We start from the raw sequence: 23,907 nt of genomic DNA, 5'->3' as shown, positions 1-23,907 counted from the left end.
AGTTTTATCCACACTCCGGTTACCACCAGCGTACCGATTCCGCCCATGACCACGGCGGGCACGGTGCCGAACCAGTGCGCAGTGATACCGGACTCGAACTCGCCTAACTGGTTGGACGCGCCGATAAACAGCCCGTTGACCGCACTGACCCGGCCGCGCATTTCATCCGGTGTCTCCAACTGCACGAAGGAGGCGCGAATGACCATGCTGATCATGTCCGCCGCGCCCAGCACTACCAGCACCGCCAGGGAAAACCAGAACGAGGTGGACAGGCCGAAAGCAATGGTCGCCACGCCGAACACGCCGACAGCGGTGAACATTACCCTGCCAACTTTGCGGTCCACCGAAAAGCGCGCCAGCCACAACGACATCAACAGTGCGCCCACCGCCGGTGCCGAACGCAACAGGCCCAGGCCCCAGGCGCCGGTCAGCAGGATGTCCTTGGCGAACACCGGCAGCAACGCGGTGGCGCCGCCCAGCAGCACGGCGAACAGGTCCAGGGAAATAGCGCCGAGGATGTCCGGGCGGCTGCGGATAAAACGGATGCCGGCCAGCAGCGAATCCAGGGTGGCCTTGCCTTTGTTCAGCGGGGTCTGGCGGGCGGGCAGGTTGAGGGTCAGCACGCAGGCGATGATGTACAGCACCACCGTGGGGCCATACACCCAGACGCTGCCGAACGCATAAAGCAAACCGCCGAGCGCCGGGGCGACGATGGTGGCCAGTTGCTGGGCCGACTGTGAAGACGCCACCGCACGCGGGAACAGCGCACTGGGCACGATGCTCGGCAGCAGCGCCTGGGTGGTGGGCAATTCAAACGAGCGCGCGGCACCGAGCAGGAAGGCGAGGATAAAAATCATCTCGCGGGTCACGTTGCCGGTCAGGCCGCCGATGGCCAGGGACAGGGCAATCAGCGCCTGTACGGTCTGGCAGATGGCTGCGACTTTGCGCCGCTCGTAGCGGTCGGCCACGTGTCCGGTGTGCAGCATGAACAGCACCCGTGGCACGAACTCCACCAACCCGACCAGACCCAAGTCCAGCACATTGCCGGTCAGTTGGTACAGGTTCCAGCCGATGGCCACGGTGAGCATCTGGAAGCCGCTGGCAGTGAAAATCCGTGCCAGCCAGAACGCGATGAAAGGGCGGTGATGACGCAACAGCAACACGGGTTCACTAGGCATCGGGAATTCGGGTCGAGGCGAGAGGGAGCCGCGAGATTAGCATTAAGTTGTAACAGATAGTTGCTAGAGCTGGGCTGAGGCAGTCTGTCACGCGGCAAAAGACCACATAACTGGACACAGAAAATGGGACTACTCTTTCAGTAATGCTTGATCCAGATCAAAACCTCCGTGGGGATTGATCTGGCGGCCGCAAGGCCAGAATCCCTACGTGGCTGGTAAAAAAAGAAACGAATTGAAATTCGCCACACTCCATATCCGTGGGGGCAGTGGGTGCAGGCTTCCGCCAGCAGCCGGTATTACCTGACAGAGGAAGACTTATGTTCGGTTTGGAGGCGCTAGATCTCGCCCGAATTCAATTCGCGTTCACCATCTCGTTCCACATCCTGTTCCCGGCGATCACCATCGGCCTGGCCAGTTACCTCGCGGTGCTGGAAGGCTTGTGGCTCAAGACCCACAACGACACCTACCGCGACCTCTACCATTTCTGGTCGAAGATCTTTGCGGTCAACTTCGGCATGGGCGTGGTCTCGGGCCTGGTCATGGCGTATCAGTTCGGCACCAACTGGAGTCGCTTCTCGGACTTTGCCGGCGCCGTCACCGGGCCGCTTCTTACCTACGAAGTGCTCACCGCCTTCTTTCTTGAGGCCGGTTTCCTTGGGGTGATGCTGTTCGGCTGGAACAAGGTCGGGCGCAAGCTGCACTTCTTCTCCACCGTGATGGTGGCCGTGGGCACGTTGATCTCGACCTTCTGGATTCTGTCGTCCAACAGCTGGATGCAGACGCCACAAGGCTTTGAAATCATCGATGGCCGGGTGATTCCAACCGACTGGTTCGCCGTTGTCTTCAACCCATCGTTCCCTTACCGCTTGGCGCACATGGCCACAGCGGCCTTTGTTGCCACGGCCTTCTTTGTCGGTTCCTCGGCGGCGTGGCACTTGCTGCGCGGCAAGGACAACCCGGCGATCCGCACAATGCTCTCGATGGCGATGTGGATGGCGCTGATCGTGGCGCCTATCCAGGCGGTGATCGGTGACTTCCATGGCCTCAACACCCTCAAGCATCAGCCGGCAAAAATCGCGGCGATTGAGGGCCACTGGGAAAACAAAGGCAATGAGCCGACCCCGCTGATTCTGTTTGGCTGGCCCGACATGAAGGCCGAAAAAACCAAATACGCGGTGGAAATTCCTTACCTGGGCAGCCTGATCCTGACCCACTCCCTGGACAAACAAGTGCCAGCGCTCAAGGAGTTTCCGCCTGAGGACCGTCCCAATTCGACCATCGTGTTCTGGTCGTTCCGGGTCATGGTCGGCCTGGGTTTCCTGATGATCTTCACCGGTCTGTTCAGCCTGTGGCTGCGTCGCGGCGACAAGATGTACACGTCCAAGCCGTTCCTGTACCTGGCGCTGTGGATGGGCCCGTCCGGCCTGATCGCGATTCTTGCCGGTTGGTTCACCACCGAAATCGGCCGCCAGCCGTGGGTGGTCTACGGGTTGATGCGCACGGCGGATGCTTCATCCGGGCATAGCCTGGCGCAGATGACGATTACCCTGGTGTTGTTCGTGGTGGTGTACTTCGCGCTGTTCGGCGCCGGGTTGGGCTACATGATGCGCCTGGTACGCAAAGGCCCTGTGACCCACGAAAGTACTGAACCGACCCACGGTGGCCCTGGCCAGAAACGCACACCGGCCCGTCCGTTGTCGGCTGCCGATGACGGCAACGATGACGACCACGTCGACATCCAGCACAAGGGGCATTGAGATGGGTATTGATCTTCCGCTGATCTGGGCCGTGATCATCATCTTCGGCATCATGATGTACGTCGTGATGGACGGCTTCGACCTCGGCATTGGCATCCTCTTCCCGTTTATTCCGGGCAAAGTCGACCGCGACGTGATGATGAACACCGTCGCCCCGGTTTGGGACGGTAACGAGACCTGGCTAGTACTCGGTGGCGCAGCGTTGTTTGGCGCCTTCCCGCTAGCCTATTCGGTGGTGTTGTCGGCGCTGTACCTGCCGCTGATCCTGATGCTGATCGGGCTGATCTTCCGTGGCGTGGCCTTCGAGTTCCGTTTCAAGGCCAAGGACCACAAGCGCCACCTGTGGGACAAGGCGTTTATCGGCGGTTCGCTGACGGCCACGTTCTTCCAGGGCGTAGCGTTGGGGGCGTTTATCGACGGGATTCCGGTGGTGGACCGCCAGTTTGCCGGTGGCTCACTGGACTGGCTCACACCGTTCACGATGTTCTGCGGCGTGGCGCTGATCGTGGCCTATGCCTTGCTCGGCTGCACCTGGTTGATCATGAAAACCGAAGGCCCGTTGCAGGAGAAGATGCACAACCTGGCGCGGCCCTTGGCATTCGTTGTGTTGGCGGTAATTGGCATCGTCAGTATCTGGACGCCGCTGGCGCACCCGGAAATCGCGACGCGCTGGTTCACCCTGCCGAACCTGTTCTGGTTCCTGCCGGTACCGATCCTGGTGCTGGTGACCATGTACGGGTTGATCCGCGCGGTGGCGCGTAATGCCCACTACACGCCGTTCCTGTTGACGCTGGTGTTGATTTTCCTCGGCTACAGCGGCCTTGGGATCAGCCTGTGGCCGAACATCATTCCGCCTTCCGTATCGATCTGGGACGCGGCCGCACCGCCGCAAAGCCAGGGTTTCATGCTGGTGGGTACGCTGTTCATCATCCCGTTCATCCTGGGCTACACCTTCTGGAGCTACTACGTGTTCCGCGGCAAGGTCACCCACGAAGACGGCTATCACTAGGAGGGTTGTGGCATGTCCGGCAAACCTACGTTGCACGAGATTGAAGAGGGCGAGAAACAGCCGTTGTGGCGGCGTCTGGGGTGGCTGGCGATGATCTGGACCGGCAGTGTGCTGGCACTGTTCGTCGTGGCCAGCCTGATGCGCATGTTCATGAATGCGGCCGGCCTGACTACCCACTGACATCCCGATCCGGGCTTTGCGGCCCGGTTTTCAAGCCCTGCTTTTTCCTTTGGAGAGGCAGGGCTTTTTTTATTTGCGCGCTTTGAGGATGACGAATTTCGGCGTGGCGGCCACTTGCTCGACACCGCGGAACAGTCGCGCCAATTTGCTGTGATAACCCAGGTGGCGGTTGCCGACTATATAAAGCGCGCCGCCCACCACCAGCGCTTCCCGCGCTTGCTGGAACATGCGCCAGGCGAGGAAGTCGCCGACCACTTGTTGTTGGTGGAACGGTGGGTTGCACAGCACCACATCCAGAGAGTCCGAGGCCTGGCCGGCCAGGCCATCGGCAGCACGCACGGTCACCTCCCGTTCGCCGAGGGCGGCTTGCCAGTTCTCAAGGGCTGATTGCACGGCCATGTACGACTCGTCGAGCAAGGTGTAATGGGCGTCCGGGTTTTGCAGCGCGCTGGCAATCGCCAGCACGCCGTTGCCGCAGCCCAGGTCCGCGACGCGCGCACTGCCCAGGCCTTTGGGGAGGTGCGGCAGGAAGGCGCGGGTGCCGATGTCCAGGCCTTCACGGCAGAACACGTTGGCGTGGTTGAGCAGTTCGATAGCGGGTGTTTCAAGCTGATAGCGCGTTGGGTAGGGCGAGACTGCCGCGGGGCGATCTTCCAGAGTGGCAATCAGCAACCGTGCCTTCTTTACCGCAAGGGAGGCGTGCATCGGCCCGATGTAACGCTCCAGCAACTCACCGGCCGCACGGGGCAGGTGCTTGACCATCGCCCCGGCGATGACCTCTGCGCCCGGTGCCAGTTGGCCTTGCAGGCGGATCAGCTGTTCTTCCAGCAGTGCCAGGGTTTTGGGTACGCGGATCAGGACCCGGTCGAAAGGGCCGGTCGGCACTTGGTGGGCAGGCACGAAAGTCACGCCATCAAACGCCTTGCCATTGCGTACCAGGTTTTTCTCCAGGCCCTGGGCGGCGAGAAACGAGTCGCCGCTGGAGGTGACCTGCATCTGGCCTTCAAGACTGGCCGCCAAGGCACCGAAACTATCATTGAGTACCAGCACGCGTGTCGCTGCACTCGGCTGTTGTCCGGCCAGGTGGCTGAGCAGGTATTCGTCGGCCGCATCGAAGGCTTGCAGCGGATCGTTATGTTGCTCTGGCTGGCGGATCAGATCGAGCTGGGCGAAGGGGCTGTCGAGCAGGGGCATGGCGGGGGAGGCTCTGGGTAATCGATGGGCGGCGGCAGTGACCTGCGCAACCGTCTGAGTGAACTGCAGGCGGGCCCCCAAGGGGCCCTGCACTCAGAATTGGGCGTAAATGTTACTTTTTTTCTACGGGGATTACATGCGGTGTTTCAAGGGCGGTTAAAACAGCCCTGCTTTCGAGGCACAGAGCACGGCGGCGATCTTGTTGTTGACCCCCAGCTTTTTGAAGCAACTGCAGATGTGAAAGCCCACGGTACGTTCGGAAAGGCACAGGATGGTGGCAATGTCTGCGGCAGTTTTGCCCATGGCTGACCATTTGAGGATTTCGGTCTCGCGCGAGGTCAATTTTTTCGCAGGGTTGATGCTGGGGCTGGCCGCGTAAGTCTGCGCCACGGCCGCATGCATCGCATGGCAAAGCCACAAGACCTGGCCAGCTTTTTCGTAGAGCTCTTCCGGAGTCACGGCACCTTTACTGCGACCCAGGGTAAGCATACTGAACACACCCTGGAAATCATGCACTGCTTGGGTCCAACCCAGATGCACACCAAACGACTGAGCCAAAGACCACAAGTTGGGTGAGTCTTTAAAAGTTTTTTCCTCCCAGACGATGGGTAACACAGAGCTTTTGCAATGTTTCACCACGGGATCAACGTCAAAAAAGTGCGCCTGGTTGTAAAGGTTGTTCCACTCATCTGGATAGTTATTGAAGCGAACGGGCTTCGTTCGATTGTTGGGTAGGTGTGAACTCATCGTAAAGGAACAGTATTGGAAGCCGAGTGCGAAGGTGTGGTTGAGGGCTATCTCGAAAAGAGTGGTGGCCTCGCTTTCACCTTCCAGTTTGGGAAGACGTGTATTACGCCAGTTAACCATTGGTAACTCTCCATGTGGGGTCTACAAGACATGGGATACCTCCTGAACTCCCAAATGCACGGGAATGAGTGTAGGACATTACTTACGGTGCAAGAGGAAAATTTCGCTCTTGAACGCAGGGGGTTTAAGAAGATTTTTTAAGGACGGCAAAAGGTGTGTAACGGCGCTTAGTTGGTTTTTTTCGATTTTTTAGTGAGTTGAATGATCAACTTAGAGTGGGCTTGTAGCTAGAGCAGAGGGACTAATAGCCAATGGGTTGGACTGCTACTAAATTGCCACTACTTAGGGGCTGCGCGATGCCACTACAAACCACCGGTGTTTCCGTGCGCGACTTTGAGGGACACTAGGGCACCTGTAGAACGGAGCCCCCCATGACGGCCAGTGCTGAGAAATTTACCCGCCAGACCTTGCTCGATGTGCAATCGCTGACCCCCAGCCTGTTTACACTGCGAACCACTCGCGACCCTGGGTTCCGTTTTACTGCGGGTCAGTTCGTGCGTCTGGGCGTGACCAAGGCGGACGGCACTACGGTGTGGCGTGCTTACTCGATAGTTTCCTCGCCGTTTGATGAGCACTTGGACTTCTTCTCGATTGTGGTCCCTGGAGGCGAGTTCACCAGCGAGCTGAGCCGCCTGCGCGTGGGCGATACCTTGATGGTGGAACGCCAGGCTACGGGGTTCCTGACCTTGAACCGGTTCGTCGATGGCCGTGACTTGTGGATGTTGGCGACAGGGACCGGAGTCGCGCCGTTTGTGTCGATCCTGCAGGACTTCGAAGTGTGGGAGAAATTCGAGCGGATCGTGCTGGTGTACAGCGCGCGGGAAGCCAAGGAACTGGCCTATCAGTCGCTGATCAAGGAACTGGGTGAGCGTGAGTACCTTGCCGAGTACGCGCACAAACTGACCTACATCCCACTCGTTACCCGCGAGCACCATCCAGGCGCATTGAGCGGGCGCATTACTACCTCGATTGAAAACGGTGAGCTGGAGCGCGCAGCGGGTGTAGAGCTGAGCCCGGAGCATTCCCGCGTGCTGATTTGCGGCAACCCGCAGATGGTTGATGACACCCGCCAGTTGCTCAAGCAGCGTGACATGCAACTGAGCCTGAGCCGCAGGCCTGGGCAGGTGGCGGTGGAAAACTACTGGTAATAAAAAAGGCGCCTCAAGCAGGCGCCTTTTTTTAAGCCGATCCGGGTTAAAGCGGCTTGTCGTTCTGTGCCTTGAGCAGATCGCGGATCTCCCCCAGCAGCAGTTCTTCCTTGGTCGGCGTCGGCGGCAGGCTAGGTGCTACGGCCTCTTCGCGCTTGAGGCGGTTGATGGCCTTCACGCCCATGAAGATCGCAAAGGCGACGATGACAAAATCGATCACGCTCTGGATGAACTTGCCGTAGGCCAGCACGACGGCGGGAACATCGCCTTGGGCCGCCTTGAGGGTGACCGCCAGGTCACCAAAATCCACACCACCGATCAACAGACCAATGGGCGGCATCACCACGTCGCCGACAAACGAGGAAACAATTTTGCCGAAGGCTGCGCCGATGATGATACCGACGGCCATGTCGACCACATTACCTTTGACCGCGAAGGCCTTGAACTCACTGATCACGCTCATAGGTTATTCCTTGTTACAGATGAGAAGGGTGAAGCACAGTGTAAGTCAGTCGTATAGGGCTTGTGCGACACAACTGTTAATACTGTTAATTTTAATCGACACATTAAAACGCAAATAGTTTGCAAAGTGCCACCAATCGCGCGCGAAATACTCGCTGTTTCAGTGGGTTACCACATTAATTTCTTAATCGCCCTGGTGGGGTTTTTCTATTTATCTTCTGACTCCCAGGTCACTAGCCTCTGGCAAGCACAACTGAATGTGCACTAAAAAAACCAGAGGAAACCTCGATGAACAACCCAATGAGCCGCAGTCCAGTGCTGGCGCGACATGCGCTGTTGCTGGCGACTGCCAGTCTGCTTTCTCTTTCGGTGCAAGCCGCCAACCTGACGCGAGATAACGGCGCGGCCGTCGGCGACAACCAGAATTCGCAAACCGCCGGCGCCAATGGCCCGGTGCTGCTGCAAGACGTGCAGCTCATTCAGAAGTTGCAGCGCTTCGACCGCGAACGCATTCCCGAGCGCGTGGTGCACGCCCGGGGCACCGGCGCCCACGGCACGTTTACGGTGACTGATAACCTCAGCGACCTGACCAAGGCCAAAGTTTTCGCCGCTGGCGAAGCCACCCCGGTATTTGTGCGATTCTCGGCCGTCGTTCACGGCAACCACTCCCCGGAAACCCTGCGTGACCCGCGCGGTTTTGCCACCAAGTTCTACACCGCTGACGGTAACTGGGACTTGGTCGGCAATAACTTCCCAACTTTCTTTATTCGTGACGCCATCAAGTTCCCGGACATGGTGCATGCGTTCAAGCCTGACCCGCGCACGAACTTGGATGATGACTCCCGTCGCTTTGACTTCTTCTCTCATGTACCCGAGGCCACGCGCACGCTGACCGAGTTGTATTCGGACTCTGGCACGCCCGCCAGTTATCGGGAAATGGACGGTAATGGCGTACATGCCTACAAATTGATTAATACCAAAGGCGAAGTGCATTACGTCAAGTTCCACTGGAAGAGCCTGCAAGGCATTAAGAACCTTGATCCAAAGCAAGTCACCGAAGTGCAAGGTCGTGATTACAGCCATATGACTAATGACTTGGTCACCCATATCAACAAGGGCGATTTCCCCAAGTGGGACTTGTATGTGCAAGTGCTCAAGCCCGAAGACTTGGCCAAGTTTGAGTTCGATCCGTTGGACGCCACCAAGATCTGGCCGAATGTGCCTGAACGCAAAGTTGGGCAGATGGTGCTGAACCGCAATCCGGCGAACGTGTTCCAGGAAACCGAGCAAGTCGCCATGGCCCCGGCCAACCTTGTGCCCGGCATCGAACCGTCGGAAGACCGCCTGCTGCAAGGCCGGGTGTTTTCCTACGCCGACACCCAAATGTACCGCCTGGGTGCCAATGCACTGCAACTGCCGATCAATGCCCCACGGGTCACCGTCAACAACGGTAACCAGGACGGCGCGATGAACTTCGGCAAGACCACCAGCGGCGTGAACTACCAGCCAAGCCGCCTGGAAAACCGCGAAGAGCCGCAAACCGCGCGCTACAGCCAGACGGCACTGTCTGGTAGCACCCAGCAGGCGAAGATTCAGCGCGAGCAGAACTTCAAGCAGGCCGGTGATCTGTATCGCTCATACACCAAAAAAGAGCAGCAGGACTTGATCGACAACTTCGGCGGCTCACTGGCCACCACGGATGACGAGAGCAAGCACATCATCCTCTCGTTCCTCTACAAAGCGGACCCGGCATACGGCACCGGCGTGGCCAAGGTCGCGAAGGGTGACCTGGCCCGCGTCAAGGCGCTGGCTGAAAAATTGACTGACTGACATTGGTGACGGTCGACGCGCCGGTTGGGGCGTCGACCCATGGCAGGAGAAACCCATGCGTATTTCTATCGGTTTGCTGATGGCCATGCTGGCCTTTGTCGCCCATGCCGAATCCCCCGAACCGGCAGCACTCAAGGCACAGTTGCAGGATTATTACTTCGACGCCGCCCGCCGTGGCGACCTCGATATGCTCAACACCTTTATTGAGTCTGGCTACAGCCTCAACACCCAGGACGAAAAGGGCTACACCGCGTTGATACTCGCCGCCTATCACGGTCAGGGCCGGTTTGTGGAGCGTTTGCTCAGTGCCGGTGCCGACGCCTGTGTACAGGACAAACGTGGCAACACCGCGCTGATGGGCGCGATCTTCAAAGGCGAGCTGAACATTGCCCAGCGCCTGCTGGCCACCGATTGCAACCCCGACCAACGCAACGGCGCCGGGCAGACGGCCGCGATGTATGCAGGCCTGTTCAAGCGCGTCGAATTGCTTGATGAATTGAAAGCCAAAGGCGCTGACCTCAACGCCGAAGACCCGATCGGCAACAGTGCTTCGCGATTGGCCAGCGGTGAAATCCGGACCCCGGCGCCGCGCTGAGCTATCATCGCGGTTTTTCGGTTGGAGGTTCTCAAATGGCAAAGGCCAAGCGCATGTACGGCTGCACGGAGTGCGGCGCGACCTTTCCCAAGTGGGCCGGCCAGTGCGGCGAATGCGGTGCGTGGAACACCCTGACCGAAACCATGATCGAAAGCGGCGGCGCTGCGGCGCCCACGGGCCGTGCCGGCTGGACCGGGCAGCAGGCGCAGATCAAGACCCTGGCCGAAGTCAGCGTCGAAGAAATCCCGCGTTTCTCCACCGCCTCAGGTGAACTGGACCGTGTGCTGGGCGGCGGCTTGGTGGACGGCTCGGTGGTGCTGATCGGCGGCGACCCTGGCATCGGTAAATCGACCATCCTCCTGCAAACTCTGTGCAGCATCGCCAGCCGCATGCCGGCGTTATATGTGACCGGTGAAGAATCCCAGCAACAAGTGGCCATGCGCGCACGCCGTCTTGGCTTGCCTCAGGATCAGTTGCGGGTCATGACCGAGACTTGCATCGAAAGCATCATCGCCACGGCCCGTATCGAAAAGCCAAAGGTGATGGTGATCGACTCGATCCAGACGATTTTCACCGAGCAGTTGCAATCGGCGCCGGGTGGTGTGTCCCAGGTGCGCGAAAGTGCAGCGCTACTGGTGCGGTATGCCAAGCAGAGCGGCACGGCGATCTTCCTGGTCGGCCACGTGACCAAAGAAGGCGCGCTGGCCGGGCCGCGAGTGTTGGAGCATATGGTCGACACCGTGCTGTATTTCGAAGGCGAGTCCGATGGTCGACTGCGCTTGCTGCGGGCGGTGAAAAACCGTTTCGGCGCAGTGAACGAACTGGGTGTATTCGCCATGACTGACCGGGGACTGAAAGAAGTCTCCAACCCTTCGGCGATTTTTCTGACCCGTGCCCAGGAAGAAGTCCCAGGCAGTGTGGTGATGGCGACGTGGGAAGGCACCCGACCGATGTTGGTGGAAGTCCAGGCATTGGTGGATGACAGCCATTTGGCCAACCCGCGCCGGGTCACGCTGGGGCTGGATCAGAACCGCCTGGCGATGTTGCTGGCGGTGTTACACCGTCATGGCGGCATTCCGACCCACGATCAGGATGTGTTCCTCAACGTGGTGGGTGGGGTCAAGGTGCTGGAGACCGCATCCGACCTGGCCTTGATGGCGGCGGTGATGTCCAGCTTGCGTAACCGGCCTCTGCCGCACGACCTCTTGGTATTTGGGGAGGTCGGCCTGTCCGGCGAAGTGCGTCCGGTGCCGAGCGGTCAGGAGCGCTTGAAGGAAGCGGCCAAGCATGGCTTCAAACGCGCGATTGTGCCCAAGGGCAACGCGCCGAAGGAAATGCCGCCAGGATTGCAGGTGATTGGGGTCACGCGCCTGGAACAGGCACTGGATGCACTTTTCGAATAATTCAGGGATGGACGCGATGCAACGATCGAATCACTGGGGTGTAGTCGCCCTGTTTATCGCCTTTGCCAGCTTGCCCGCCATGGCCTGGGCGGAGCTGCCAACGGGCTATCGCCTGGCGCAAACGCTGGTGACGCCAGAGGGCAGTGTACTGCAGGTGCTCGAAGACCAGCGCATCAGCCCCCAACTGCACAAGGACAGTTGGGGCAGTGGGCTGGATGAAGACTCGTTCGACGAGCCCGGCGATTTGGTCGAAAACCCGCTACTCGAAGCCCAGGTGCGGTGGGTATCGGCCTCTGGCGAGGTGATAGCTCACGAAGACCTCGGCTACCCCTTGGCCGAGGTCAAGAAAGCCCCGCTCAAAGGGCTGCCCGAGCCTGTGTATTTTTTGACCATCGATCAGACCGCCCCCATGGGCAGCTACAGCGGGCCTGCCACGCAGTTACTGCTGCCCGGCAAGCAGCAACTCAAGCCGTTGAGTTACCAGGGCGCCGACGGCAAAGTCCAGGCGCTGACCCTGGCTCATACCGGCAAGGCTGCGTGGATGATCGCAACGCCAGCCAACGGCGGCGCGGATGAACTGCTGCAGGTGTCATCATTTATGGACGGTGACGGTGAGGATGACTTTGCCACCCGTTATCAGACCTATCGGTTTGTCGACGGGCAGTGGCACGGCGCCTCAAGTCAGAAGAAAGGTTACTGGGACATGGAAAGTGATTTTCCCGCACGTAGTGCGTTCCCCTGAGCCATCACACTTCCAGCAGCGCGCCCAGCTCTCGCTCCAGTTCCTCCTGATCGCCCAGGTTCAACTCGATCAGCCGCCGCAAGTGGCTGATCGAGTCCAGGTCGATGTCTGTGCACACAAACCCCAGTTGACCTGCTGCTTCGTGGGTTAGCCGTACTTGCATCTTTATATGCGCCTTGGGATCCAGGCGTATGTCGACCGCGAACGGCAGCGCCTTATTTCCCTTCCACTCTTCAGGCCGTTGCACCAACAGGCCCTTAAGCGATAAATCCACCAATTGCACTGGCCATTCGTTGCCGTTTTGCCGAAGTTCGGTCTTGGCATCAAAGGCAATCCGGCGAAAACGGCGACGATCAGACGCTTGCTCGGTCATGGTGAAACCCTCTGTGGATAAAAGGATTGTAGCCCTGCGCCATCATTGGGCCGTTTTTTCTGGTTTTTTCTTCGTTGCAAGGCTCTAGACCAACGTAGGGGGGTGGCCTTTAAGGCCAACAGCGCTAAACTCCGAACGGCTGTCCTTTCTGTCCACCCTGGCTGGAATATAAAAATGAAAAATAATAATAGCCTGCTACGCCATCTACCCTGGCTGGTGCTGGCAATCGTAGGAGCGTGCGCCCTGGGCGTAGTGGCCTTGCGCCGAGGCGAGGCGATCAACGCCTTGTGGATTGTGGTCGCTGCTGTGGCCATCTACCTGGTTGCTTATCGCTACTACAGCCTGTTCATCGCTAACAACGTGATGCAACTCGATCCACGGCGGGCTACCCCCGCAGTGATCAACAACGACGGTCTGGACTATGTGCCGACCAACAAACACATCCTTTTCGGTCACCACTTTGCGGCCATTGCCGGTGCGGGCCCGCTGGTCGGTCCGGTACTGGCGGCGCAAATGGGCTACCTGCCCGGCACGCTCTGGCTGATTGCCGGCGTGGTGCTGGCCGGCGCGGTCCAGGACTTCATGGTTCTGTTCCTGTCGACCCGTCGCAACGGCCGTTCCCTGGGGGACATGGTTCGTGAAGAGATGGGCCGTATTCCGGGGACCATCGCGCTGTTCGGCTGCTTCCTGATCATGATCATCATCCTCGCGGTGCTGGCGCTGATCGTGGTCAAGGCCCTGGCCGAGAGCCCTTGGGGCATCTTCACGGTGATGGCGACAATCCCGATCGCGATGTTCATGGGCATCTACATGCGCTACATCCGCCCGGGCCGCATTGGTGAAATTTCGATCATCGGCGTGTTGTTGCTGCTCGGCTCGATCTGGCTGGGCGGGCAAATTGCCGCTGATCCGGTCTGGGCCAAGGCTTTCACGTTCACTGGGATCCAGATCACCTGGATGCTGATCGGTTATGGTTTTGTCGCGGCGGTACTGCCGGTGTGGCTGATCCTGGCGCCGCGTGACTACCTCTCAACCTTCCTGAAAATCGGCACCATCATCGCCTTGGCAATTGGCATCCTGGTCACCATGCCAGACCTGAAAATGCCGGCCCTGACCCAGTTCATCGACGGCACCGGCCCAGTGTGGAAGGGCGGCCTGTTCCCGTTCCTGTTCATCACCATCGCCTGTGGCGCGGTCTCGGGTTTCCATGCGCTGATCTCCTCGGGCACCACGCCCAAGTTGCTGGCCAATGAAAGCCACGCCCGCTACATCGGTTACGGCGGCATGTTGATGGAGTCGTTCGTTGCCATCATGGCCATGGTTGCCGCTTCGGTGATCGAGCCTGGCGTCTACTTCGCTATGAACAGCCCAGCCGCCGTAGTCGGCAGCGATGTGGTTACCGTGGCACAAACCGTCAGCAGCTGGGGTTTTGCAATTACCCCTGAGGCGCTGTCGGCCGTGGCCCATGACATCGGTGAAACCACCATCCTGGCCCGTGCCGGCGGTGCACCGACGTTGGCGGTGGGTATCGCGCAGATCCTGCACAGCGTACTGCCGGGTGAAAACACCATGGCGTTCTGGTACCACTTTGCGATCCTGTTCGAAGCGCTGTTCATTCTGACGGCTGTTGACGCAGGTACCCGAGCTGGTCGCTTCATGCTGCAAGACTTGCTTGGCTCCTTCGTGCCGGCGCTCAAACGCACCGAATCCTGGACCGCCAACCTGATCGCGACCGCTGGTTGCGTGGCGATGTGGGGTTATCTGCTGTACCAAGGCGTGATCGACCCACTGGGCGGTATCAACACCTTGTGGCCGCTGTTCGGTATCTCCAACCAGATGCTGGCCGGTATCGCGCTGATGCTCGCCACCGTCGTGCTGATCAAAATGAAACGCCAGCGCTACATCTGGGTGACCATGCTGCCGGCTGTCTGGCTGCTGATTTGCACCACCACCGCAGGCTTCATCAAGCTGTTCGACGCCAACCCGGCGATTGGCTTCCTGTCGCTGGCCAAGAAGTACAGTGACGCGCTGGCTAACGGTCAGATCCTGGCCCCGGCCAAGAGCATCGACCAGATGCAGCACGTGATCTGGAACGCCTACACCAACGCAACGCTGACGGCGCTGTTCCTGTTCGTGGTGTTCAGCATCCTGTTCTATGCGCTCAAGGTTGGCGTCGCCGCCTGGGGCAACAAAGAGCGTACGGATAAAGAAGCCCCGTTCCAGGCAGTACCTGACGCATAACCGAGGATTGCAAACATGTTCAATGACATCAGTCGCCTCGGTAAATACCTCGGTCAGGCCGCGCGCTTGATGGTCGGCATGCCCGACTACGACACGTACGTCGAGCATATGCAAACCAAGCACCCAGACAAGCCGATGATGGACTACAAGGCGTTCTTCCGGGAACGTCAGGAGGCCCGATACGGCGGCAAGGGTGGGCCCAAGTGCTGCTGACCCGTTAGTTCGGGCTGGTGGTGATCTACTGTGGGAGGGGGCTTGCTCCCGATAGCGGTGTGTCAGTGACAGATAAGTGCCTGACACACTGCTATCGGGGGCAAGCCCCCTCCCACATTTGTTTCAGTGTTCCTTCAAGGAGAATTTTTTGTCCTCTCCCATTCCAGTGACCGTACTCAGCGGCTTTCTCGGCGCCGGCAAGACCACCTTGCTGCGCCATCTGCTCAAGGCCGAACACGGCTTGAAAATCGCCGTGATCGAAAACGAATTCAGCGATGCCGGTATCGACACCCAGTTGTTGGGCGAAGAACCGGTGCAAGTCATGACCCTGTCCAACGGCTGCGTGTGCTGCACCATCCACACCGACCTCACCAAGGCTCTCTATCTGCTGCTTGAGCGCCTGGACAGCGGCGAGATCGCCTTCGATCGCCTGGTGATCGAGTGCACCGGCCTGGCCGATCCGGCGCCGGTGGCCCAAACCTTTTTCATCGATGAAGAACTGCGCGAGCGCTACATCCTCGACGGCATCATCACCCTGGTGGACGCGGCCCACGCCGAGCACCACCTGACCCAGACCATCGCCCAGGCCCAGATCGGTTTTGCCGATCGCCTGCTGGTGAGCAAACGTGATCTGGTGGACGACGCCACCTTCGAGGCGCTCAGTGATCGCCTCACCCGCATCAACCGCCGCGCGCCGATTCGTGTGGTCGAGCACGGCAAGATTGATTTGGCTGAACTGCTCGATGTCCGCGGCTTCAACCTAAACGCCGGCATGAGCCTGCGCCCGGTGAGCAAGGCGCCGTCCATCGACCGTATTTCCAGCCTGGTGCTGCGCACCGACCAGCCGCTGGATATCGACCGCCTCAGCGAGTTTATGAATGAGCTGTTGGAAGACCACGGCAAGCAACTGCTGCGCTACAAGGGCGTGCTGAACATTGCCGGCGAAGACCGCCGTATGGTGTTTCAGGGCGTGCTGAAGCTCTACGGGTTCGATTGGGACACCGAATGGGCCGAGGGGGAAGCGCGGGAGAGTGTGATCGTGTTTATTGCCGATGAATTGCCGGAAGACAAAATCCGCGAAGGCTTTGCCAAAGTCTACCAACCCTGATGTGTAATGCAGTCAACTGTGGGAGGGGGCTTGCTCCCGATGACGGTGGATCAGTAAACCTATATGTGACTGACACACTGCTATCGGGAGCAAGCCCCCTCCCACACTTGATCTCATTTCAAGTTGGACACCAGGCATAAAAAAGCCCGGCTTAAGAGCCGGGCTTTTTATTCAAGCAACTGCAATCAAGCGCCGTATACCGGCAGTTTTTTGCAGATGGCCTTGACCTTCTCACGGACTGCGTCGATCACGGCTTCGTTGTTCAGGTCTGCCAGGATGTCGCAGATCCAGCCGGCCAGTTCCTTGCACTCTGCTTCTTTAAAGCCACGAGTGGTCACAGCCGGGGTGCCGAAGCGCAGGCCCGAGGTGACGAACGGAGAGCGTGGGTCGTTCGGTACCGAGTTCTTGTTCACGGTGATGAAGGCTTTGCCCAGGGCAGCGTCAGCATCTTTGCCGGAAATGTCCTGCTTGATCAGCGACAGCAGGAACAGGTGGTTTTCAGTACCGCCGGACACTACGTCAAAGCCGCGCTCGATAAACACGCTGGCCATGGTCTGGGCGTTCTTGACCACTTGTTGCTGGTAGGTCTTGAACTCAGGCTGCAGTGCTTCCTTGAAGCAGATCGCTTTGGCGGCGATCACGTGCTCCAGCGGGCCACCCTGGGCGCCTGGGAATACAGCGGAGTTCAGCTTCTTCTCGATCTCGGCGTTGGCGCGAGCCAGGATCAGGCCGCCACGTGGACCGCGCAGGGTCTTGTGGGTGGTGGTGGTTACCACATCAGCGAATGGAACCGGGTTCGGGTAGACGCCCGCGGCGACCAGACCGGCCACGTGAGCCATGTCCACGAACAGGTAGGCGCCAACCTTGTCGGCGATTTCACGGAAGCGTGGGAAGTCCAGGATCTGCGAGTAGGCAGAGAAACCGGCCACGATCATTTTTGGCTTGTGTTCAACCGCCAGGCGCTCAACTTCGTCGTAGTCGATCAGGCCGTTGGCATCGATACCGTATTGAACGGCGTTGTACAGCTTGCCGGAGGAGGAAACGCTGGCGCCGTGGGTCAGGTGACCGCCGTGTGCCAGGCTCATGCCCAGAATGGTGTCGCCGCCTTGCAGCAGGGCCAGGTACACGGCGCTGTTGGCTTGGGAGCCGGCGTGTGGCTGGACGTTGGCGTAATCGGCGCCGAACAGTTCTTTTGCACGGTCGATGGCCAGTTGCTCAACCACGTCGACGTACTCGCAACCGCCGTAGTAGCGCTTGCCTGGGTAGCCTTCGGCGTACTTGTTGGTCAGAACCGAACCTTGAGCCTCCATGACCGCAGGGCTGGTGTAGTTTTCCGAAGCGATCAGCTCGATGTGCTCTTCCTGGCGCACGGCTTCTTGCTCCATGGCGGCGAAGAGATCGGCGTCGTACTTGGCAATGGTCAAATCACGGCTGAACATGGCGGTCCTCAAGGATCGGGGGCAGAAAAGGAGGGCATTCTAACCCAATGGGTTTTAGATGGCATATGAAAGGACATCAAGTCGCGGACAAGTGGGATTCACTTAGGGATGAGCGGTGTCATTGCCGGCCTCATCGGGGGCAAGTCCCCCCACATTTGAAACGCATTTCCCTGTGGGAGGGGGGTTGCCCCCGATGAGGCCAGTGGCTTCACCACAAACCGTCAGTCGAACATGAAGAGGGCATCATTGCTGAACTGCGCCTCGAACCGATTCGCCGGCATCGGTCGTCCGAACAGATAACCCTGCACCTCATCGCAGCCATGCTCGCGCAGGAAATCCAACTGCTCATGGGTTTCCACGCCCTCGGCGATTACCGCCAGGTTGAGGCTGTGGGCCATGGCAATAATCGCCCGGGCGATCTGCGCGTCCTGTTCGCCGGACGGCAGGCCATCGACGAAGGTGCGGTCGATTTTCAACACATCGATGGGGAACTGCTTGAGGTAGTTGAGCGATGAATAGCCCGTGCCAAAATCGTCCACCGCAATGCTCAGGCCCAGGTTTTTCAGGCTGTCGAGGATGTGCAGGGCTTCGTTGACTTCGCGCATCAGGATACTTTCGGTCAGCTCCAGCTCCAGGCACGCCGGCGGCAGGCCTGTGTCTTTGAGGATGGTGGCAATGCGGGTGCCCAGTTGGCCGTCGGAGAACTGCCGCGCCGAGATGTTCACCGAGACTTTTGGCACACGCACCTTGTTTTGATGCCAGGTCTTGAGCTGGCGGCAGGCTTCGCTGATCACCCAGTCGCCCACGTCCACCACCAGGCCCAACTCTTCCAGCACCGGAATAAAGTCCCCGGGCGGCACTAGCCCGCGACGCGGATGGCGCCAGCGCAGCAGGGCTTCGGCGCCGGTCAGGCGTTTGCCATCACCGCTGAACTGCGGCTGGTAATAAAGCACGAATTCGTTCTGCTCCAGGGCGTGGCGCAGGTCGCTTTCCAGCTCCAGGCGTTCCAGGGCGCTGGCGTTCATGTCGGCCTGGTAGAACTGGAAGTTGTTCTTGCCGCGTTCCTTGGCGTGATACATGGCGGTGTCGGCGTTTTTCATCAGTTGGCTCAGCTCGTTGCCGTCCTGAGGGCTGAGGGCGATGCCGATACTGGCGGTCACAAAGAACTCGCGGCCTTCCAGCACAAAGGGTTTCACCAGGCTGGCGAGGATCTGTTCGGCCACGTGAATCGCGCGGTTCAGCGCCATTTCACGGCTGACCCGTGGTTGCAGGAGCAAGGTGAATTCGTCACCGCCCATGCGCGCGACAGTGTCGTCTTCGGCCACGCAGCCGAGCAGGCGAGTGGCCATTTCCTTGAGCATGCGGTCGCCGGCGGCGTGGCCAAGGGAGTCGTTGATCGGCTTGAAGCGGTCAAGGTCGAGGAACATCAGCACGACCCACGACTTCTGCCGCTCGGCAGACTGCAACGCGGTGTGCAGGCGGTCTTGGAACAGTGTGCGGTTGGGCAGGTGGGTCAGGGCGTCGTAATACGCCAGGCGGTGAATACGCTGCTCGCTGGCCTTGCGCTCGCTGATATCACTGAAGAAGCATACGTAACTGGCGAGGTCGCCTTCGTCGTCGAACACGGCGGTAATGCCGACCCACGCCGGGTAGTGCTCGCCGTTGCGGCGCTTGAGCCACACTTCGCCTTCCCAGGTGCTGTGCTGGTGCAATTGCTTGAGTACGTAGCGCAGGTGGGCTTCCTGCTGTTCATCCACGGTCAGCATGTTCGGCAACTGGTCGAGTACGTCCGCCACTTCGTAGCCGCTGACTCGGCTGAATGCCTCGTTGGCCTGCACGATATAGCCCGCCGGGTCAGTGATCAGGATCGCCGAGGTGGAATGCTCAAATACCGTGGCCGCCATGCGCAGGTCTTTCTCGGCGCGGCGTTGTTGGCTGATATCGCGGCCGACGCCCAGAATGCCCTCGAAGGCGCCATGCTCGTCCCACACCAGTACCAGGCGCAGTTCGATCGGCACTTTACGCCCGTCGGCGCGCAGGCAGTCAAACAGGAACAGCTGGGTCTGCACTTCATCGCGCAGCTTATTGAGCGCATCGGTGTCGCCCAGCGCACGGCTGACCTGTTCCATCAGGCTGTAAATACCCGCCAATTGCGCTGGGTTGGCGATGATCGACTGCCAGCCATTCTTGAACACCCAGTCCACTTCATACCCCAGCACCGCACTGACCGACGGGCTGATGTAGTTGAGGGCCAGTTTGCTGTCGGTGGAGCAGATCACGTCACTGATGCTTTCGGCGAGCATGCGATAGCGCTGTTCGCTGTCGCGCAGGGATTCGCTGGCTTCGATCTGGTCGGTGATGTCTTTGGCGACGCCAATGATGCGGGTGACTTGGCTCGTTTTATCACGGGCCAGGGCCTGCTCACGAATATCAAAGCGCCGCCATTGGTTATTGCGATGGCGGAAGCGCAACTGGCAGTGCAACTGCGTCGCGTAGCCGGCCTGACGCTGTTGCTGGCGCAAATCGTGGTAATACTCGGCGTCTTCAGGGTGAAGCAGGATTTCCCAGAAGTACTCGCCCATTTGCTGCAGTTCGGCCTTTACGTAGCCGAGGGTTTGCCCCAAATGGTGGTTGCTGAAAATCATGCGCTGGCTGACCACGTCCTGCACATACAGGTGATCAGGCACGGTGCGCACCACGTCCGACCAGAAACTCTCACGCTCCACCAGCGACAGTTCGATCAGCTTGCGGCTGGTGATGTCGCTGATGCTGAGGATCACCGCCTTGAAATCGTCCTGCTGCTCCGGCAGGCGCATCACCAGCCACAGGTATTGCTCGTTGCCGAGCACATCCTTGAGCTGGATCTCCAGTTCAAGCTGGCTCTGCTGGGTCAGGACCGCTTCGAGTATTTGATGGCCGATGGACGTGCTGTTGTGTGGGCAATCATCGATCAGCCGCTCCCAAGCCTTCTCGCACGAGTCCACGTTGAGCAGGCGCACCGCCACTTGGTTGATCTCGGTGATGCGCAGCTCGGCGAGCAGTTGCCTGCATTCTTCAGGTTTGTTTTGCAGCCAGGCGTGAAGGTGTTCGCGGGTCTGCAAGTGCGTCTTGGCAAAAAACGCATTCAGGCCTGACAGGTCCAGGACGCACAGGGCGACGCCGGTACCTTCGAAAATATCCTGATAACGCCGCCGGCCTTCATGCACCTGGCGCTGGCGGCGACGCATATTCAGCAGCACGATTACGGGGATCAGCGAGAAGGCCAGGCCCAACAGGCATTTGCCGATAAACGCCGGCAGCAGTTGTTCCAGCACGGCTGCGCGGTCAAACATCCCGCGCAACTGCCAGTCGCTTTTGCTCAGGGGGGTGACCAGCACGCTTTTATTCAAGTCATCCGGGGTCAGGGCACTGGACCATTGCGCCGGCATGCCACTGTCACGGCTGACGACGCGGTGGTTCAGGCTGTTCTCGATGGCCCACATGGGGCGCTGGCCCTGACTGTCCTGGCGGGTCAGGTTGACCAAGTAGTTAGGTGCCAGGCGCAGCGCCCAGTACATTCTTGAGCCGCCGCTGGGCTGGTGCAGCAGCAGATAGATGATGGTGCCGTCTTCGTTATTGCTCAGGTAATACGGTTGGCCGTGGCTGCGCTGCACCAGTTCTTCCAGCCAGGCGCTGTCCTGGCTGTCGTTGGCGCTGTCACTGATCATCGCGCCGCTGGGCGCGAGCAGGGCGATACTGCGCAGCTCCGGCAGCGAGCGCTGCAGCGTGCGCGTCAGGGCCTGTTGCTGTTCAATGTCGCGCGGCGGCTCGACCATCGGTAGCAGGTTCAAGGCGATTTTTGCGCTCAGGGCCATGTTCAGGCTGATCTGCTCAGCCAGGTCGGCGCTGTAGTCGATGGTGTATTGCTGCTGGTTTTTCTGGTTTTGCTGCAGTTGGTCCAGCAGTTGCCAGAACAATAAGGCGAGCAGCATGAGGACGAGCGTCGCCAATGCGCCTTTGAGGGTGCCGTGCAGGGGCGCTCCCGGCGCTATATGAGCGGCGCGCAAGGGAGTTGGCGGCGTGACTTTGGACAAGCTGTGATCCTGCGGTTTGGCTGGACTGGCGCGCGACGTGCACTATAAGCCGGACGCCCGGAGGGCGGCTAGCATGCCTTGACTTGTGGCAAAGTGCCAGCCCTGCTTGGCTGGACTGACCAAGCGCATTGAGGTAGCTTTGCCGGTTACGCGGGGGCGTTCCAGCCCCAGATACTCAGGCTTTTTTCGCTCGCTGGCATTGATGATAGTCAACGGCCCGCGCGGCGCATGGCTTGGCACGGGCTTCGCCCGCTTAATTCATCAGTCACTGACGCTAGGTTCACCATGGCTCAATACGTCTTCACCATGCATCGGCTGGGAAAAGTTGTTCCGCCGAAGCGGGAAATCCTGAAAAATATTTCGCTGTCCTTCTTCCCCGGCGCCAAAATCGGCGTGCTCGGCCTCAACGGTTCGGGTAAGTCCACGCTGCTGAAAATCATGGCCGGCGTCGACACCGAGTTCGAGGGCGAAGCCCGCCCGATGCCGGAACTGAACATCGGTTACCTGCCGCAGGAACCAATCCTGGACCCAACCAAGACTGTGCGTGAAGTGGTCGAGGAAGCGGTCAGCGTGATCAAAAACGCCCAGGCGCGCCTGGACGAAGTCTACGCCGCCTACGCCGAGCCGGATGCCGACTTCGACAAGCTGGCCGCCGAACAGGCCAAGCTCGAAGCCATTCTGCAGGCCAGTGACGGTCATAACCTGGAACGCCAACTGGAAGTCGCCGCCGATGCGCTGCGCTTGCCAGCGTGGGATGCCAAGGTCGAATTCCTGTCCGGTGGTGAAAAACGTCGTGTGGCCCTGTGCCGTCTGCTGCTGTCGGCCCCCGACATGCTGCTGCTCGACGAACCAACCAACCACTTGGACGCCGACTCCGTCGCCTGGCTGGAACATTTCCTTCACGATTTCCCGGGCACCGTGGTTGCGATCACGCACGACCGGTACTTCCTGGACAACGTGGCCGGCTGGATTCTTGAGCTCGACCGTGGCGCCGGTATCCCGTACGAGGGCAACTACTCCGGTTGGCTGGAAGCCAAGTCCGATCGTCTGGCCGCCGAATCCAAGCAGCAATCGGCCCATGAAAAAGCCATGAAGGAAGAACTGGAGTGGGTGCGCAAAGGCGCCAAGGCCCGCCAGTCCAAATCCAAGGCACGTCTGCAACGCTTCGAAGAAATGCAGTCCCAGGAATTCCAAAAGCGCAGCGAAACCAACGAGATCTATATCCCGGCCGGTCCGCGCCTGGGTGACAAGGTCATCGAATTCAATAACGTTTCCAAAGGCTATGGCGACCGCGTGTTGATCGACAACCTGTCGTTCTCCATGCCAAAAGGCGCGATCGTCGGCGTTATCGGCGGTAACGGTGCGGGTAAATCCACCCTTTTCCGCATGCTGATGGGCAAGGAAACGCCGGACTCGGGCAGCATCGAGATCGGCGAAACCGTGCAACTGGCTTGTGTGGACCAGAGCCGTGATGACCTTGACGGCAGCAAGACCGTGTTCCAGCAAATCTCCGACGGCTCTGACCAGATTCGCATCGGCAACTATGAAATTCCGTCGCGCACCTATGTTGGCCGCTTCAACTTCAAAGGCGGCGATCAGCAGAAGTTCGTCAAGGACCTGTCCGGTGGTGAGCGCGGCCGCTTGCACCTGGCCCTGACCCTGAAAGAGGGCGGCAACGTGCTGCTGCTCGACGAACCGTCCAACGACCTCGACGTTGAAACCCTGCGTTCCCTGGAAGAAGCCCTGCTGGACTTCCCGGGCGCCGCCATTGTGATCTCTCACGATCGGTGGTTCCTTGACCGCGTCGCGACCCACATCCTGGCTTACGAAGACGACTCACAAGCGGTGTTCTTCGAAGGTAACTACACCGAGTACGAAGCGGACCGTAAAAAGCGTTTGGGCGAAGCTGCTGCCCAGCCGCACCGTGTACGGCACAAAAAACTGGCCTGATCCGGCTGGTTGAAAAAAGCGGGGCCTTCGGGCTCCGCTTTTTTTTGCGCTGGGTTTTGCAGTGTTTTTGATGGCCCTATCGGGAGCAAGCCCCCTCCCACATTTGATTTGTGAACACATCCAAAATGTGGGAGGGGGCTTGCTC

The 23,907-nt window shown here is 59.4% G+C and carries 19 protein-coding genes; 12 read left to right on the top strand and 7 right to left on the bottom strand.

Going from position 1 to position 23,907, the window contains the following annotated elements; all coding sequences use genetic code 11:
• On the bottom strand, window positions 1-1,178 hold a 1,178-nt coding region (locus ACEN2T_RS23145; RefSeq protein ID WP_442117598.1), incomplete at its 3' end, for an MFS transporter.
• A 317-nt stretch (window positions 1,179-1,495) separates the two neighbouring features.
• Here ACEN2T_RS23145 and ACEN2T_RS23140 point away from each other — a divergent pair.
• Genes ACEN2T_RS23140 through ACEN2T_RS23130 form a run of 3 tightly spaced genes read left to right on the top strand, consistent with a single transcriptional unit; the run spans window position 1,496 to window position 4,124 of the window.
• Window positions 1,496-2,935, top strand: coding sequence for a cytochrome ubiquinol oxidase subunit I (locus ACEN2T_RS23140; RefSeq protein WP_032884659.1), 1,440 nt, complete (start codon window positions 1,496-1,498; stop codon window positions 2,933-2,935).
• A gap of 1 nt (window position 2,936) precedes the next feature.
• Complete coding sequence (gene cydB / locus ACEN2T_RS23135; RefSeq protein ID WP_032884660.1) at window positions 2,937-3,944, top strand: cytochrome d ubiquinol oxidase subunit II; 1,008 nt, start codon at window positions 2,937-2,939, stop codon at window positions 3,942-3,944.
• Between the two features lie 12 nt (window positions 3,945-3,956).
• Window positions 3,957-4,124 carry a DUF2474 domain-containing protein gene (locus ACEN2T_RS23130; protein WP_081797589.1) on the top strand — a complete coding sequence of 56 codons (168 nt, stop codon included), beginning with the start codon at window positions 3,957-3,959 and terminating at the stop codon, window positions 4,122-4,124.
• A gap of 69 nt (window positions 4,125-4,193) precedes the next feature.
• Here ACEN2T_RS23130 and ACEN2T_RS23125 read toward each other — a convergent pair whose 3' ends face one another.
• Together ACEN2T_RS23125 and ACEN2T_RS23120 are read right to left on the bottom strand one after the other, a co-directional pair.
• Entirely contained in the window at window positions 4,194-5,318 is a 1,125-nt protein-coding gene (locus ACEN2T_RS23125) for a methyltransferase (RefSeq protein ID WP_032884661.1), read from the bottom strand.
• Between the two features lie 156 nt (window positions 5,319-5,474).
• On the bottom strand, window positions 5,475-6,185 hold the full coding sequence (locus ACEN2T_RS23120) for a helix-turn-helix transcriptional regulator (RefSeq protein ID WP_442117597.1): 711 nt from the start codon (window positions 6,183-6,185) through the stop codon (window positions 5,475-5,477).
• A gap of 371 nt (window positions 6,186-6,556) precedes the next feature.
• Between ACEN2T_RS23120 and ACEN2T_RS23115 the strand changes: the two genes are divergently transcribed.
• On the top strand, window positions 6,557-7,333 hold the full coding sequence (locus ACEN2T_RS23115; protein ID WP_442117596.1) for a ferredoxin--NADP reductase: 777 nt from the start codon (window positions 6,557-6,559) through the stop codon (window positions 7,331-7,333).
• Window positions 7,334-7,379: 46 nt separating this feature from the next.
• Here ACEN2T_RS23115 and mscL read toward each other — a convergent pair whose 3' ends face one another.
• Window positions 7,380-7,796, bottom strand: a complete 417-nt coding sequence (gene mscL, locus ACEN2T_RS23110; protein WP_032884664.1) for a large-conductance mechanosensitive channel protein MscL — start codon at window positions 7,794-7,796, stop codon at window positions 7,380-7,382.
• 287 nt (window positions 7,797-8,083) lie between these two features.
• Here mscL and katB point away from each other — a divergent pair, with 287 nt between their 5' ends.
• From katB to ACEN2T_RS23090, 4 genes are read left to right on the top strand one after another with little or no spacing between them, the layout of a single operon-like run.
• Window positions 8,084-9,625: a catalase KatB gene (gene katB / locus ACEN2T_RS23105; protein WP_032884665.1), complete on the top strand. Its 1,542-nt coding sequence runs from the start codon at window positions 8,084-8,086 to the stop codon at window positions 9,623-9,625.
• A gap of 55 nt (window positions 9,626-9,680) precedes the next feature.
• Complete coding sequence (locus ACEN2T_RS23100; protein ID WP_032884667.1) at window positions 9,681-10,220, top strand: ankyrin repeat domain-containing protein; 540 nt, start codon at window positions 9,681-9,683, stop codon at window positions 10,218-10,220.
• Window positions 10,221-10,255: 35 nt separating this feature from the next.
• A complete protein-coding gene (gene radA, locus ACEN2T_RS23095) occupies window positions 10,256-11,623 on the top strand; it encodes a DNA repair protein RadA (protein ID WP_032884669.1) in 1,368 nt (455 codons plus the stop codon).
• Between the two features lie 16 nt (window positions 11,624-11,639).
• Window positions 11,640-12,365, top strand: a complete 726-nt coding sequence (locus tag ACEN2T_RS23090) for a hypothetical protein (RefSeq protein ID WP_442117595.1) — start codon at window positions 11,640-11,642, stop codon at window positions 12,363-12,365.
• Between the two features lie 4 nt (window positions 12,366-12,369).
• Here ACEN2T_RS23090 and ACEN2T_RS23085 read toward each other — a convergent pair whose 3' ends face one another.
• Window positions 12,370-12,738 (bottom strand): PilZ domain-containing protein, encoded by a 369-nt coding sequence (locus ACEN2T_RS23085; RefSeq protein ID WP_095186241.1) that lies wholly within the window; start codon window positions 12,736-12,738, stop codon window positions 12,370-12,372.
• A 174-nt stretch (window positions 12,739-12,912) separates the two neighbouring features.
• Between ACEN2T_RS23085 and ACEN2T_RS23080 the strand changes: the two genes are divergently transcribed.
• The 3 genes from ACEN2T_RS23080 to yjiA all read left to right on the top strand — a co-directional run bounded on the left by ACEN2T_RS23080 (window position 12,913) and on the right by yjiA (window position 16,300).
• Window positions 12,913-14,979, top strand: coding sequence for a carbon starvation CstA family protein (locus tag ACEN2T_RS23080; RefSeq protein ID WP_032884672.1), 2,067 nt, complete (start codon window positions 12,913-12,915; stop codon window positions 14,977-14,979).
• A 15-nt stretch (window positions 14,980-14,994) separates the two neighbouring features.
• On the top strand, window positions 14,995-15,192 hold the full coding sequence (locus tag ACEN2T_RS23075) for a YbdD/YjiX family protein (protein WP_003176208.1): 198 nt from the start codon (window positions 14,995-14,997) through the stop codon (window positions 15,190-15,192).
• 148 nt (window positions 15,193-15,340) lie between these two features.
• Window positions 15,341-16,300, top strand: coding sequence for a GTPase (gene yjiA, locus ACEN2T_RS23070; protein ID WP_095186243.1), 960 nt, complete (start codon window positions 15,341-15,343; stop codon window positions 16,298-16,300).
• Window positions 16,301-16,485: 185 nt separating this feature from the next.
• Here the strand turns inward: yjiA and glyA are convergent, their stop codons facing one another.
• Window positions 16,486-17,739 carry a serine hydroxymethyltransferase gene (glyA, locus tag ACEN2T_RS23065; protein ID WP_032884674.1) on the bottom strand — a complete coding sequence of 418 codons (1,254 nt, stop codon included), beginning with the start codon at window positions 17,737-17,739 and terminating at the stop codon, window positions 16,486-16,488.
• A 221-nt stretch (window positions 17,740-17,960) separates the two neighbouring features.
• Window positions 17,961-21,812, bottom strand: a complete 3,852-nt coding sequence (locus tag ACEN2T_RS23060; protein WP_442117594.1) for a sensor domain-containing protein — start codon at window positions 21,810-21,812, stop codon at window positions 17,961-17,963.
• A gap of 285 nt (window positions 21,813-22,097) precedes the next feature.
• Here ACEN2T_RS23060 and ettA point away from each other — a divergent pair, with 285 nt between their 5' ends.
• Window positions 22,098-23,762: an energy-dependent translational throttle protein EttA gene (ettA, locus tag ACEN2T_RS23055; protein WP_442117593.1), complete on the top strand. Its 1,665-nt coding sequence runs from the start codon at window positions 22,098-22,100 to the stop codon at window positions 23,760-23,762.
• Window positions 23,763-23,907 lie beyond the last annotated feature (145 nt).

Source organism: Pseudomonas sp. W22_MBD1_FP4, from assembly GCF_052113765.1.
Taxonomy (GTDB): Bacteria; Pseudomonadota; Gammaproteobacteria; order Pseudomonadales; family Pseudomonadaceae; genus Aquipseudomonas; species Aquipseudomonas sivasensis.
This window is presented reverse-complemented; position numbering and strand designations above follow the sequence as displayed.

Coding starts and splice junctions, on each gene's coding strand:
- ACEN2T_RS23140 (WP_032884659.1), top strand. CDS start 1,496: ATGTTCGGTTTGGAGGCGCTAGATCTCGCCCGAATTCAATTCGCGTTC.
- cydB (WP_032884660.1), top strand. CDS start 2,937: ATGGGTATTGATCTTCCGCTGATCTGGGCCGTGATCATCATCTTCGGC.
- ACEN2T_RS23130 (WP_081797589.1), top strand. CDS start 3,957: ATGTCCGGCAAACCTACGTTGCACGAGATTGAAGAGGGCGAGAAACAG.
- ACEN2T_RS23125 (WP_032884661.1), bottom strand. CDS start 5,318: ATGCCCCTGCTCGACAGCCCCTTCGCCCAGCTCGATCTGATCCGCCAG.
- ACEN2T_RS23120 (WP_442117597.1), bottom strand. CDS start 6,185: ATGGTTAACTGGCGTAATACACGTCTTCCCAAACTGGAAGGTGAAAGC.
- ACEN2T_RS23115 (WP_442117596.1), top strand. CDS start 6,557: ATGACGGCCAGTGCTGAGAAATTTACCCGCCAGACCTTGCTCGATGTG.
- mscL (WP_032884664.1), bottom strand. CDS start 7,796: ATGAGCGTGATCAGTGAGTTCAAGGCCTTCGCGGTCAAAGGTAATGTG.
- katB (WP_032884665.1), top strand. CDS start 8,084: ATGAACAACCCAATGAGCCGCAGTCCAGTGCTGGCGCGACATGCGCTG.
- ACEN2T_RS23100 (WP_032884667.1), top strand. CDS start 9,681: ATGCGTATTTCTATCGGTTTGCTGATGGCCATGCTGGCCTTTGTCGCC.
- radA (WP_032884669.1), top strand. CDS start 10,256: ATGGCAAAGGCCAAGCGCATGTACGGCTGCACGGAGTGCGGCGCGACC.
- ACEN2T_RS23090 (WP_442117595.1), top strand. CDS start 11,640: ATGCAACGATCGAATCACTGGGGTGTAGTCGCCCTGTTTATCGCCTTT.
- ACEN2T_RS23085 (WP_095186241.1), bottom strand. CDS start 12,738: ATGACCGAGCAAGCGTCTGATCGTCGCCGTTTTCGCCGGATTGCCTTT.
- ACEN2T_RS23080 (WP_032884672.1), top strand. CDS start 12,913: ATGAAAAATAATAATAGCCTGCTACGCCATCTACCCTGGCTGGTGCTG.
- ACEN2T_RS23075 (WP_003176208.1), top strand. CDS start 14,995: ATGTTCAATGACATCAGTCGCCTCGGTAAATACCTCGGTCAGGCCGCG.
- glyA (WP_032884674.1), bottom strand. CDS start 17,739: ATGTTCAGCCGTGATTTGACCATTGCCAAGTACGACGCCGATCTCTTC.
- ettA (WP_442117593.1), top strand. CDS start 22,098: ATGGCTCAATACGTCTTCACCATGCATCGGCTGGGAAAAGTTGTTCCG.